Annotated in this window: 19 protein-coding genes; all 19 read left to right on the top strand. The window is 55.3% G+C overall.

All coding sequences use genetic code 11. The annotated features are described in order from the left end of the window. Window positions 1–101 precede the first annotated feature (101 nt). Window positions 102–407 (top strand): phage holin family protein, encoded by a 306-nt coding sequence (locus tag M8370_RS21895; RefSeq protein WP_122008274.1) that lies wholly within the window; start codon window positions 102–104, stop codon window positions 405–407. Next, window positions 394–834 carry a lysozyme gene (locus M8370_RS21890; RefSeq protein WP_250021727.1) on the top strand — a complete coding sequence of 147 codons (441 nt, stop codon included), beginning with the start codon at window positions 394–396 and terminating at the stop codon, window positions 832–834. The genes M8370_RS21895 and M8370_RS21890 overlap by 14 nt, the downstream gene beginning before the upstream one ends. Beyond that, on the top strand, window positions 831–1,304 hold the full coding sequence (locus M8370_RS21885; protein WP_250021726.1) for a lysis protein: 474 nt from the start codon (window positions 831–833) through the stop codon (window positions 1,302–1,304). Before M8370_RS21890 ends, M8370_RS21885 begins: the two co-directional genes overlap by 4 nt. 189 nt (window positions 1,305–1,493) lie before the next feature. Then, complete coding sequence (locus M8370_RS21880; RefSeq protein ID WP_032665504.1) at window positions 1,494–2,180, top strand: Rha family transcriptional regulator; 687 nt, start codon at window positions 1,494–1,496, stop codon at window positions 2,178–2,180. Window positions 2,181–2,320: 140 nt separating this feature from the next. After that, window positions 2,321–2,539, top strand: coding sequence for a hypothetical protein (locus M8370_RS21875; protein WP_115205379.1), 219 nt, complete (start codon window positions 2,321–2,323; stop codon window positions 2,537–2,539). A gap of 165 nt (window positions 2,540–2,704) precedes the next feature. After that, entirely contained in the window at window positions 2,705–3,355 is a 651-nt protein-coding gene (locus M8370_RS21870; protein ID WP_046401556.1) for a hypothetical protein, read from the top strand. Next, window positions 3,352–4,920: a terminase large subunit domain-containing protein gene (locus tag M8370_RS21865; protein ID WP_250021725.1), complete on the top strand. Its 1,569-nt coding sequence runs from the start codon at window positions 3,352–3,354 to the stop codon at window positions 4,918–4,920. Before M8370_RS21870 ends, M8370_RS21865 begins: the two co-directional genes overlap by 4 nt. Before the next feature lie 11 nt (window positions 4,921–4,931). Further along, window positions 4,932–6,383 carry an anti-CBASS protein Acb1 family protein gene (locus M8370_RS21860; RefSeq protein WP_250021724.1) on the top strand — a complete coding sequence of 484 codons (1,452 nt, stop codon included), beginning with the start codon at window positions 4,932–4,934 and terminating at the stop codon, window positions 6,381–6,383. Further along, the gene (locus M8370_RS21855; RefSeq protein ID WP_112032461.1) at window positions 6,319–7,311 is read left to right on the top strand and encodes a phage minor head protein; all 993 of its coding nucleotides are present in this window, start codon (window positions 6,319–6,321) and stop codon (window positions 7,309–7,311) included. The genes M8370_RS21860 and M8370_RS21855 overlap by 65 nt, the downstream gene beginning before the upstream one ends. Window positions 7,312–7,328: 17 nt before the next feature. Continuing rightward, on the top strand, window positions 7,329–8,717 hold the full coding sequence (locus M8370_RS21850) for a DUF2213 domain-containing protein (RefSeq protein ID WP_250021723.1): 1,389 nt from the start codon (window positions 7,329–7,331) through the stop codon (window positions 8,715–8,717). Further along, window positions 8,717–9,151: a hypothetical protein gene (locus M8370_RS21845; protein ID WP_001752667.1), complete on the top strand. Its 435-nt coding sequence runs from the start codon at window positions 8,717–8,719 to the stop codon at window positions 9,149–9,151. The genes M8370_RS21850 and M8370_RS21845 overlap by 1 nt, the downstream gene beginning before the upstream one ends. 11 nt (window positions 9,152–9,162) lie before the next feature. Further along, a complete protein-coding gene (locus M8370_RS21840) occupies window positions 9,163–10,194 on the top strand; it encodes a major capsid protein (protein ID WP_129252373.1) in 1,032 nt (343 codons plus the stop codon). A 39-nt stretch (window positions 10,195–10,233) separates the two neighbouring features. After that, entirely contained in the window at window positions 10,234–10,521 is a 288-nt protein-coding gene (locus M8370_RS21835; RefSeq protein WP_057060245.1) for a hypothetical protein, read from the top strand. Window positions 10,522–10,523: 2 nt separating this feature from the next. Next, window positions 10,524–10,904, top strand: a complete 381-nt coding sequence (locus M8370_RS21830; protein WP_193971437.1) for a DUF7370 family protein — start codon at window positions 10,524–10,526, stop codon at window positions 10,902–10,904. Continuing rightward, window positions 10,904–11,074, top strand: a complete 171-nt coding sequence (locus tag M8370_RS21825; RefSeq protein ID WP_039273331.1) for a hypothetical protein — start codon at window positions 10,904–10,906, stop codon at window positions 11,072–11,074. Before M8370_RS21830 ends, M8370_RS21825 begins: the two co-directional genes overlap by 1 nt. After that, entirely contained in the window at window positions 11,071–11,388 is a 318-nt protein-coding gene (locus tag M8370_RS21820) for a ubiquitination-like system serine protease family protein (protein WP_163448443.1), read from the top strand. The genes M8370_RS21825 and M8370_RS21820 overlap by 4 nt, the downstream gene beginning before the upstream one ends. 10 nt (window positions 11,389–11,398) lie before the next feature. After that, window positions 11,399–11,749, top strand: a complete 351-nt coding sequence (locus tag M8370_RS21815) for a hypothetical protein (protein ID WP_250021722.1) — start codon at window positions 11,399–11,401, stop codon at window positions 11,747–11,749. 94 nt (window positions 11,750–11,843) lie between these two features. Continuing rightward, complete coding sequence (locus M8370_RS21810) at window positions 11,844–12,068, top strand: hypothetical protein (RefSeq protein ID WP_129327204.1); 225 nt, start codon at window positions 11,844–11,846, stop codon at window positions 12,066–12,068. A gap of 56 nt (window positions 12,069–12,124) precedes the next feature. Next, a partial coding sequence (locus M8370_RS21805; RefSeq protein WP_250021721.1) for an HK97 gp10 family phage protein occupies window positions 12,125–12,431 on the top strand: 307 nt, incomplete at its 3' end.

Raw genomic sequence — 12,431 nt, 5'->3', positions numbered from 1 at the left:
CAGACAATCAATTCCAGATGCCCCGTAGCTATCGTGTCTGACGGCCTTTCCCCACTACACAAACAGCACCCCGTTCTTTCGGAGGTGATATGGCTAAACGTATGCAAGATAAAGAAAGCATTGCCGGAGTGTCATGGCTGATTGTCCTTGCTCTGTCATGCTGGGGCGGACTGGTCCGATACCTTATTGACGTTAAGCAGAATAAAGCCACCTGGAGCTGGATCAACGCGCTGGCGCAAATTGCAGTGTCCGGCTTTACCGGACTCATTGGTGGCCTGATCAGTGTTGAGAGCGGGCTGAGTCTTTACATGATTCTGGTTACGTCTGGCATTAGCGGAGCGATGGGCTCCGTAGCGCTGACGTACTTCTGGGAACGTCTGACGGGGATGAAGAATGCAAACCAGTGATAAAGGCATTGCCCTGATCAAAGAGTTCGAAGGTTGCAAACTCACTGCTTACCAGGACAGCGTCGGAGTCTGGACGATCGGCTATGGCTGGACTCAGCCTGTCGGCGGCAAACCAATCCGCGCCGGGATGACGATTAAGCAGGAGACAGCAGAGCGTCTGCTGAAGACTGGACTGGTCAGCTACGAAAGCGATGTGTCCCGCCTGGTCAAAGTTGGCCTGACTCAGGGGCAATTCGACGCCCTGGTATCGTTCACGTATAACCTCGGAGCCCGGTCACTGTCCACATCGACCCTGCTGCGAAAACTCAACGCCGGTGATTACGTTGGCGCAGCCGATGAGTTCCTGCGCTGGAATAAAGCTGGTGGCAAAGTCCTGAACGGGCTAACCCGTCGGCGTGAGGCGGAGCGCGCTCTGTTCCTGTCGTGATTAGCGCACTGGTTAAGCGTTACTGGCTGCAGTTGCTTGTGGTGGCCGTAATTGGCGTGCTGGCGTTCTTCGTTAACCACTACCGCGACAACGCCATTGCCTACAAAGACCAGCGCGATAAAGCCGTTGAACAGGTCAGCCTGGCGAACGCCACCATTAAAGACATGCAGACCCGCCAGCGTGATGTCGCTGCACTGGATGCCAAATACACGAAGGAATTGTCCGATGCGAAAAAAACCATTAACGATTTGCGTCGGGATGTCGATTCTGGCGCTAAACGGCTGCGCATCGCCGCAACCTGCCCTGGAGTGTCCAAAGCCACCTCCGCCCCCGGCGTGGATGATGCAGGAGCCCCCGAACTTACTCCAGACGCTCGACGGAATTATTTCGATCACCGGGACGGAATCGCAACCGCTGACAAAATGATTCGCGGCATGCAGGACTACATCAAAGAGCAGTGTCTTAAATGATTCGTTACCCAAATAACAGAGCCTGACTTCGGTCGGGCTTTTTTATGCCCGCAGTAAACCGCGCATCGCAGCGCATAACAATCCCGAGTCTTTCAGAAAGCTGAGCCTGAGAACTGCCGTATATGGTGGCGACCATCTCGGGGCGGCTTTTCTGTGCGAACAGGCTCATCTTTCTAAAGGAACATCGCCATGCAATTAGTTGAAATCAAGAAGCTCGACCTGGTCACCAACTCGGCAGTGATCGCCAGTGGTGTCATGAAGGATCACAAGCCAGTGATTCAACTCATCAGGAAGTACAAAAGCGACCTCGAAGAGTTCGGAAGGGTGGAATTTGAAATGCGACCCTTTCAAACCGATGGAGGCATGCAGAAGCAGGAAATAGCACTGCTAAACGAACAGCAAACCACGCTGTTGATCACCTACATGCGAAACAATGAAGTTGTGCGTGAATTCAAAAAGCGTCTGGTAGCTGAATTCTTCACTATGCGCAGTGCGCTGGCGAAAAAGAAGATGGACCGCAACTCCGCGCGCCTGGAATACAAACCCATGACCGATGCCATCAAGCATGAGCGTGAGGCGCAGGGTAAGCAGATCGCCCCGCATCACTTCAGCAACGAAGCTGACCTGATTAACCGACTGGCGCTGGGCATGACGGCGGCCAAGTTCCGCGTGCATCACGAAATCGGGAAGAAAGAGCCGATCCGCGATTACCTGACGCCGGAACAAATTCACTGCATCACCGAGCTACAGCGCGCCAACACGGTATTCATCAGCATGGGGTGGGACTTCGAACAACGCAAAGAAGTGCTGCGCGGCATGTTCGAGCGTAATCACCGCCAGCCACTTATCGAAGAGCAGCACCGCTTGGCCGCATAACCACAAATCTGTGGTTTTTGAGAGCCACTTTCACAACGGCTTTCCATTACAAAGCTCATCTACGGGTGGGCTTGATAATGGATATACCCTATAGCGGATAATCAACTAAATATCCCCACAAGCGGATAAAGAGGCTCTCAATGTCCGACATCTACCAAATCACGTTAACCACCCAAACAGGTGAAACTTTCACGGGCAAGATGTCACGACGTCAGCCTGAGCTGGTGAATGGATTTGTTCCGCTGGCTACGGAAACGGGCGAGTGGTTGTATTTCACTCCTGCCGATGTGAAGCGTGTGCAGTTCACGCCAGTTCCTACCGAGGAAGAAACCAATGGCGATATGCAGACTGTCAGTTGAAATCAAAAGCAGATGGTGGGTTCCTGTCTACCTCAGGACGCTGACACTGTTCTGCCTGATGATGCGTTGCGAGCCTGATTACCAAAAGGTGAGAAACTTCCTCGTCAAGCATGGCATTAGCCAGAAGCTGAAGTATGAGCCTGTAAAGAAATAACGGAGTAACGAATGAGCAAACCGGACTGGGAGGCCATCGAGACGGCGTACCGGGCCGGAGTGATGTCCCTCCGAGAAATAGCATCACAACACGGCATTAGCGAAGGCGCTATCCGTAAGCGTGCCAAGCGTGACGACTGGTCGCGTGACCTCAATGCGAAGATTCAGCAAAAGGCTGATGACCTGGTACGCAAACAGGAGGTACGCAAACAGGTACGCAACGAAAGCACTTTGACCGAACGCGTACTGATAGAGGCGACTGCCGAGGTGATTGCCACGGTACGCATGGAGCACCGTGGAGACATCCGCCGGGCTCGCGAACTGACAAACATGCTATTCGATGAGTTGGCCGGTGAGTGTGGCGACGTGGCCGCGCTTGAGATGCTCGGTGACCTGATGCGCCGTGAGGACGACAAAGGTCAGGATAAGCTCAACGATCTGTACCACAAAATAATCAGCCTGCCTTCCCGTGTTAAATCCATGAAAGACCTTAGCGACAGCCTGAAGACGCTTATCGGCCTCGAGCGTGAGGCGTACAGCATCGAGAATAAGGCTGAAACGAAAGAGGTCACCCATAACGTCATGCTGGTACCAACCAGTGACAGCGTGGATGACTGGGAAGCGGCAGCGCAAAAACAACAGGACGGGGTGCTCGGTGGATGAATTACAAAGCTGTATGGAAGCCACTGCCTGGATCTCAGTCTCTGGCGCTGAGTTGCCCGTGTAACGAAATCCTGTTCGAAGGCACTCGCGGCCCGGGTAAGACCGCTGCGCAGTTAGCCAGGTTCAGGCGCAATGTTGGCGTGGGCTATGGCTCGTTCTGGCGCGGCGTCATTTTCGACACCGAATATAAGAACCTTGCCGACATCATCACTCAGTCGAAGCGTATGTTTCGCCTGTTCAACGACGGTGCGCGCTATCTGTCATCTGCGAGCGAATTGCGATGGGTGTGGCCCACAGGTGAGGAGCTGCTCTTTCGCTTCGGCAAAGAGGCTGACGACTACTGGGATTTCCACGGGCAGGAATTCCCTTTCATTGGCTTTAACGAGCTGACGAAACAGCAGTCCCCGGAATTCTACGAAATGATGTTCTCCTGCCGACGCTCATCGTTCAGGCCGGAAAACTACCCGCTGGAGAATGGCAAGTTACTGAGGCCGATCCCGCTGGAGACGTTCAGCACGACCAACCCGTTTGGCATCGGACATACCTGGGTGAAGAAGCGCTTCATTGAGCCAGCGCCGCGCGGAACCGTACAGCGTGACAGGCAAATGGTATTCAACCCCCAGACTGAGCGAGAAGAGGAAATCACGCTGACCCGCGTGGCCATCCACGGATCGTTCAAAGAGAACCCGTACCTCGACCCGCAGTACATCGCGACCCTGATGGCCATCAAAGACCCTAACCGACGCAAAGCGTGGGTTGAGGGCTCATGGGATGTGACCAGTGGCGGCCGCTTTGACCACCTGTGGAATGAAGCGCTGCACGTCATTAAGCCGTTCCGCATACCGGATAGCTGGACCGTCGACCGCTCTCACGACTGGGGCGAGTCGAAGCCGTTCTCCAACCTCTGGTGGGCGCAGGCTGATGGTACTGCCGCCGAGCTACCAGATGGTCGACAGTTCTGCCCGCCGGCAGGTTCGATAATCCTGATCGGAGAATGGTACGGCTGCCCGCCTGACGAGCTGAACAAAGGCCTGAATATGTCATCCACCAACGTCGCGAAAGGCGTGGCGTGGATTGACAAGCGGCTGGTGGGCGAAGAAGCCGACGAGCCGGAAGAGATTCAAATCGACGGTGTCACGCAGGGCCAGCTTCACATTATGCCGGGCATCTGTAGCGAAGTGATCCCCGGACCAGCTGACGGGGCGATATTCAACACCGGCGATAACGAGTTATCGATCGCTCAGAAGATGGAAGCACAGGGCGTTACCTGGTTGCCTGCTGATAAAAAGCCTGGCTCCCGCATCAACGGCGCATCTCTTTTTGCGGATATGCTCGAAGCGGTGGTTGAAGGCGTGAAGCTGGAATCAGGTATGCCTGAGAAGCCAGCATTCTACGTTTTTGACTACTGCCGTGGCTGGATAAGCCGCATCCCGGTGCTCGTTCGTGACGATAAAAACCCTGATGACGTCGACACTCAGCAAGAAGACCACGACTGGGATGGAACACGTTATCGCGTACTGCATTCACCACATAAAATCACCGGCATGTTGGTGCGATCGCGCTGACGGAGGACATCGTGACCGAAAGCGAAATGAAACAACAGCGCGCCAGTAACTCCAGTGTTGAGATGGAGCGGAATAAAAACCTCTCAATGCTGTTTAACGGCACCAGTAATACCAAACGCCAGCGGCTCTATCAGGAGTTCGGTTACCCGCTGCACCTCACGTTTGATGACTTTTACCGGGCGTACCGGCGTAATGCGGTGGCTGGTGCCGCCGTGACGCGTATGCTCGACGGGTGCTGGGAAGACTACCCGGATGTTTACGAAGGCGACCAGACAAAGGACGCATCGAAGCAAACGGCGTGGGATAAGCGTGTCAACAAGCTACTGAAACGCTGCTGGGAGCAGATTAAAGGCGCAGACCGTCGCAACCTGGTGGGGCGTTACTCTGCGATCCTGCTTCAGATTAAAGACAGCAAGAAGTGGTCAGAACCTGTTGACACCACCATCGTGGGAAGGCTTCAGGAAAAGGCACTCGTTAAGCTAATTCCTGCGTGGGAAGCGCAAATCGAACCGGTTAACTGGGACGATAACCCGGACAGTGAAACGTTCGGCGAAGTGACGATGTATTCGTTCACAGAGTTGCCGGTTGACGGAAACTTTGACGCCCGCCCGGGCAGAATCATCAACGTCCACCCGGATCGCGTAATCATCCTGGCCGAGGGCTCAGATGATGGCGTTATGACGTCAGGCAAGTCTCTGCTTGAGGCTGGCTTCAACAAGCTGCTGGACATCGAGAAGGTTAGCGGTGGTGCGTCTGAGGGCTTCCTGAAGAACGCCAGTCGCCAGCTCAACTATTCGTTCAGTGAGAAGACGAACTTCTCCGCACTTGCCAAAGCCCTTGGCGTTGCTGAGGGGCAACTTGCAGAAGCGCTTGATCAGCAGGTCCGTCGCCTTAACGACAGCACCGACAGCGCCAGCTTTATGCAGGCTGGTACTGCTGAGGTGTTGAGTGTTGCAGCAGCTGACCCAGAGCCGACATGGCGTACCGCGCTGAGCGAGTTCTGCGCGACCGTTCCTATCCCTGTGAAAGAGCTCGTTGGGATGCAGACGGGTGAGCGCGCCAGCACTGAGGATGCCAAAGGTTGGGGGCGCACCAGGATGAGCCGCCGGAAAGGCTTCCTGACCGACGTAATCACCGACGTGGTTTCGCGATTCTGGACGCTTGGCATTATTCCACCGGCTCAGAATGAAGAAATCACCGTAGGCTGGTCTGATCTGCTGGCGCCGAGCCAGGCAGAGAAGATTGCCAGCATGGACAAGCTCGCGGACGTGGCCGTTAAGTCGACAAACGCGTTTGGACGCTCGGCTATAGAAGAGAACGAAATCCGCGCGGCTGGCGAACTGCAACCACTGCCTGAGCTTGATGATGAGGTTCCGCCTGATGGCAACAAACCAAAACCTGATCCTCTGGCCGACCCTCAGTCAAAAGCCGAAAAGTCCGGTGATACCACGGTCGAAAGTTGACCCCACAATGTCGCGCAAGTCCGTCAGCAAGATGGAGCGCGACATTGAGGACCGGTATTACGCGATAAAGGTGGCGCTGAAAGCTCTGTTCGACCAGCGCCTGACCGGGCGAGAGCGAGAGGTAAACAGCCATAACTGGCACTTCCTCTGCCACGATAACGGCGCGGATATGCGGCTCTATCAGGTCAACGCCGGTAAGTTCATCTACGACATGTCGGCGCAGGAACTGGCTGACCTGCTGGAAGCGGTGCAGTCAATTCTCGACGACTACCTGCTGGAGGGTGGCGAGCAAAACCTGTGGGCGATGGATTACGTCGTCGCTGAGGCGCAGCGCGGAACGCTGGAGGCTTTCAACAACCTCTTGCAGCAGTCGCAGGTGTACGCCAGCCAGACGACGCTACAGCAGCTCTTAAGCAGTCCCGGTCACCTTAATCAGGTGGCGGCGGCCAGGCTGACAACGTTCAGTGACTGGAAGGTCATCAGCGACACCGCTCGTGGCGATTTGACCAACATCATCACCGATGCGGTTGCGCGCGGCGTTAATCCTAGCGAGACGGCCAGCGTTATCAGCAAGCGCCTCGATGTCAGCATGTCGAAGGCCAAGACCATCGCTCAGACCGAGCAGGTCGGCGCGCTGCGACAGGCACAATGGAATGAAACTGATTGGGCTGCCGACAGGCTGGGGCTGAATACCGGCCTGCTGTGGCTGTCAGCGCTAAAGCCCACAACGCGCACCTGGCATGCCAGCCGTCACGGCAAGGTCTACACCACGGAAGAGGTGCGAGACTTCTACGCAGAGAACGGCAACCGGTACAACTGCTATTGCAGCCAGATTCCGGTGCTGCTCAACGACGACGGCAGCATATTCAATGAGGGTCTGTCGGATAAGCTGGCAGCCGAACGTAAACAATGGGCTAAAGCAGCCTAAAAATCAGAGGACGCAACGTGAAGCTATCCAGCATCCACGTTAAATCCCTCGCCATCAACGCCTCCAACATCTCAACAACCACCATCAACGGCCAGGAACACTACGTCATTCGTGGTGCGGTCCCGATCGTCGATGACATCGTGATGAATGGCGGCCTGTACCCGGCGGAGGAGATTAACAACAGCTACCAGACGATGGAGCGCAAGTTAATGCCGATCGGCCATCCAATGGTGAACGGCAAATACGTCAGCGCCAACGACCCGCAGGCAGTCAACGATTACTACGCCGGGGCATGGGCTCAGAACGTCAGCAAGGCCAATGACAAGGTCGTGATGGACGTATATGTCAATAAGGCTGTGGCAGATACCAAGCCTGACGGTAAGCGCCTTATTCAGCGCCTGGACGACATGATTTCCGGCAATAACGCCGATCCGATTCATGTATCCACCGGACTGCTGCTGAACAAAGAGCAAAAGGCCGGGGAGTCGAAGCAGAAGAAATACTCCTGGGTCGCTCACAACATGCAGTTCGACCACATCGCGATCCTGCTCGATGAGCCTGGAGCCGGTACGCCGGATGAAGGTGTCGGCATGTTCGTAAACGCTGACGGGCAAGAGGCTGATGTTGAAACGACGAGCCTCATCGATGCAGCCAACAGCATGAAAGATGGCCTGTGGAATAAGGTGAAGTTTTACCTTTCAAACGCATCGAATTACACATTCGACGACATTAACCGGGCTATTACCTGCAGATTACGAGAGGGACAGGGTGAAGACTCCTATCTCTGGCCGGAAGCCATCTGGCCTGACAGCTTCGTCTATCGCGACGGAGAGCAATATTTCAAACAAAAGTACCTGATTGACGATGATGGCAAGGCTGTCTTTGTCGGCGATCGTGTAGAAGTCGTGCGCAAACCAACTGAGTACGAAGTCAAAACCAACGGAGAAACAAACCCGATGAAAGAGAAGATGATCGCCGCGCTCAATGCCGCAGGCGTTAAAACCGATGGGCTGACCGACGATCAGGTCTGGGATGCCTACAACCAGCAGATGCAGAAGAAAGATGGCGGCGGCGACCAGGCTGGCGCTCAGGTGAATGCAGAAGCAATCACTGCGGCGGTAAATGCTGCGATCACCCCGCTGAACGAAAAGCTGAGCAAGCTGGAAACTCAGCTGCAGGCGAACGCTGAGAGCGATCTGAAAACCAAGCGTGATGCGGTTAAAGCGAAATTCTCGTTCATGACTGAAGCGGCGATCAACTCACTGACTGGCGACGCGCTGAACGACCTGTACTCACAGTGCCAGACCAGCACCGGTCTGAACCCGTCTTTCCAGCAGGTGAATGCTGAAAACGACCAGTGGAAAGACTACGACCTCAACGCTGGCATCGATCAGGAGAAAAAATAATGGCTAACGTCATCTATCGTGGCCCGGTCGAGCGCGAGCCGGAAACCATTAACCTGCCAGTGGCTGCGGCGCTTAATCCTGGCGTGGCAGTGAAGGTTGCATCAGGCAAGCTCGCAGCAGCCGCTGATACTACCGGCCGCTGGCTCATCCTCGGTAACCGTCGTTTCATCGGCCAGGCAATCACCACCGCATACGCAGCCAATGAAACCGGCGTGGCGTACCGCGTTGAAGGTGAGCAGGAATACAACGTTCGCTTGGCTGCTGCGGCCTATACGGTGGGTCAGGAGCTGACTATCGGTACCGGCGGCGTATTCAAAGCGGCCGCAACCGGCAACCAGGTCGTTGCAACGTTCGACGAAAAAGCAGGGCGCACTCTGGCGGCGGAAGGTTTCGCCGACGTGGTGATCCTCTCCACTCCGTACGCCAAGGCATAAGGAAAACAAGAATGTTAAAGTTTACTCCACAACAGCAGGGGCTGATCATCAATGCACGCCGTCGCTGGGACATGATGCAGCGCAATATGGCTGCACAGCATGGCTTTTCAGTCAACGACGCTGGCGGTCAGTTCATTGCGTTCGATGATCTCGTCGGTAACGCCTCCGTGCTGCCGAAAGATGTCTGGGGCGAATGGGACCGCTCTGCGATTACCGTTCAGCGCGACGTGCTGTCAGTGTTTAACGACCTGGCCGCCAGCGTTTCCCGCCCGATGGCGCTCGGTAAGATCGTCCACTACTTCATGACCCTGTCCGATTCCGGTGATGTAAACATCAGCCTGGATGGCCGCGGCAAGGCGAAGGGCGATCAGCCTGTCATGGATTACGAAGGCACGCCGCTGCCTATCATCGACAGTGAGCTGACTTTCGGCTGGCGCCAGATGCTGGCAGCGCAGACTGAAGGCTACTCTCTGGACAGCGACGCCATCTCCAACCATCAGCGAAAAGTGGCTGAGAAGCTGGAAGACATGGTGCTGAACGGCGATCCAAACATCAACGTCGGGGGCGCGACCATTTACGGTCTGCGCACTGCGCCAAACCGCGCAACCGGCACGCATGGTCTTGACCTGAACGGCGCAACCGGCGCTCAGTGGGTTGGGGCCATCTCCGCGCTGATTGGGCTGCTGCAGTCCAAGAATTTCTACGGCCCGGTAACCATCTACGTGAACTACAAAGACTGGTTCTACGCGTCTGTGAACGACTACGCGGCAAACTATCCGAAGACCATCCTGTCCCGCATCATGGAAATCCCTGGTGTTGCGGCGCTGGTTCCGGCTTCGAAGGTGCCGCAAAACGAACTGCTGGGTGTGGTTAAGCGCCCTGACGTTGTGCAGATCCTCAACGGCATGCCGATGACCATGCGCCCGAAAGCTCGCCAGAATCCGGAAGACGATTATGTCTTCTCCGTGCTGGCTGCTGCGGCGCCGCAGTTCAAACACGACGCGAATGGCCAAGCCGGTTACGCCCAGCTGACCAAAGCATAATTCATGGGGCTCAGGCCCCATCTTTTTTACGGAGGCCGTATGGCTGGTAAAGAACAAAAATGGTTGCTCACCCATGACAGCCACGAACTGAAAAAGGGTGAAGTATACAAAGGCGAGACTCTCCCGCTGTGGCTGGCAGGAAAAGCGATCCCGGTAAGCGACCAGGTCCTGGAAGTGGCGACACCTGCCGACGTGCAAAAGCTGCAGGCTGACCTCGACGAGGCCAATGGCAAAGTTGAGTCGCTGACCGCTGACAACACGAAGCTGCAGGCTGACCTCGACGAGGCTCAGAAACAAATCGACGAGCTGAAGAAAAAGGCGAAATAACCATGGCTGACCCAATCACAGCGGCAGACGTGCAGGCGTACCTCGGTGAATTGGGTTACACCATTCCCATGGCGTTGCTGGATCCGATTCTCTGCGCTGTTAACAAGATTATCCCGTGCCTCGATGGCGCAGGGTATGACGACTGCACCGCGAAGCTGATCCTGATGTACGCCGCCGCGCTTATGGCTACTTCGTCCGGCGCGCGCCGCATCAAATCGCAGGGGGCGCCGTCTGGCGCGTCCCGCTCGTTCGATTACGATGCTGACAGCATCACCTGGCTGCGCGACTCGCTGGCCAGGCTCGATACCAGCGGCTGCACCGGCGAGTTGCCAATCAGCGCCGGTAATAGCGTCGGCCTGTTCATGGTGGTCGGAGGCTGCTGATGACGTACAAATCAGTTAAGCACGGTCTACCGCGCTCGTTCACCCGCGTCTGGGTGATGACCGACACCGGGCGGGAGACTACCGGCTACGTTAAGTCGGACGGCGAGTGGCATATCAACTGTGAGCGCATCCGGGCGACCGGCGCCAAGGTGCTGAGGTGGAAAGAATGACAGAGCGAGTGAAGAAGGCGAGCGATAACCGTTTATCGTTCATGTGCCCCGGGTGCGGTAGTCGCCATGTGGTGCAGGTTGGCATTGGCAATGGTCCGCGATGGGGATGGAATGGAAGCGTTGATAAGCCGACGCTGACTCCAAGCGTTTTGGTTACTGGCTTCACGCCCAGCGATGACCCGAAGGAGTTTGACGATGCCACTAAAGACAAGCCGTTTACCTGCCATTCATTTGTGACAGATGGGCAGATTCAATATCTGAATGACTGTACGCATAGCATGGCAGGCATGACGGTGCCGCTACCAGAGCTTTGAGGAGTAAGCGATGTCTAGCGTTGCAAACTGGTCATACACAGCCACTGCGACCATCTGGCGAAAGCTGGAAGGAAGTGACGAATACGGCGACCCGCTGGGCTATGCCGAACCTGAGCAAATCCTCTGTGATTACGAGGGCGGGCTCAGCAAGAAGTTAGCCAACCTGGGCGCTGAAATCGTAGTGAAGAACACCGTTTGGACGGAGTTTGCGCTGGTGGCCGCCGGTGATTATCTGCTGATTGGCATGTCTACCGAACCCGACCCGGTTGTGGCTGGTGCTGACGAGGTGCGGCAGGTTATTCGCTACGCCGACACGTTCGAGCGCCTGGCGGATGATTACGCCATCCTGACTGGCATATGATAAAATCACGTTGTGGCTACGCTGATCACCGAAAGCCCGGAAACGTCACCGGGTTGCCACAACATTATTGGCGAACAACTTAGGCGAGGTTGTTATGGATTTTGACTCAAGCTCTTCGGTGATGGAATTCAAGAAGAACTTTAGCATTCCAGATAACATCTACTGGAATGGTGAGCGCTTTGAAACAGTAAGCGGATTCTCTGAAAGTGAAGAGACAGCTGACATGTATACCAATTTATTGGCTGGTTTCATCATAGGGCTGGAGGCCAGTGGTAGAACTACTGACTTCGAGGTCGAGCCATTCAACCGAAACCCATGAGATAGATATCTAAAACAGGTCGCTTAGGTGGCCTTTTTTATTGCCTGGAGAAAGCCATGGGCATCAAAGTGCGTGGCACTGCACGTGTTGAGCGCAATATTGACCGAATTCTGAATGATATTCAGGGTAGAAAAGTCATTCGCGCACTCCAGTCGGCGATGATTCTTGGGGCTGCTAGAGCGGCACTTTACACGCCGATCGATACCTCCGCACTTTTAAATAGCCAGTTTCGCGAAATCGTAACTGACGGAGCGGTAATTACAGGCAGGGTAGGTTACTCGACCAACTATGCCGTTTATGTTCATGACCCGGCCAACCCGCAGAGGTTCCGTCGCTCAACTGCTAAAAAGGAATTCCTCACTC

Origin of the sequence: Enterobacter cloacae complex sp. OE43NF (assembly GCF_023544405.1) — a bacterium.
Lineage (GTDB): Bacteria > Pseudomonadota > Gammaproteobacteria > Enterobacterales > Enterobacteriaceae > Enterobacter > Enterobacter cloacae.
Note: the sequence above shows the minus strand (reverse complement) of the source record. Positions and strands in the feature narration are given on the sequence as shown.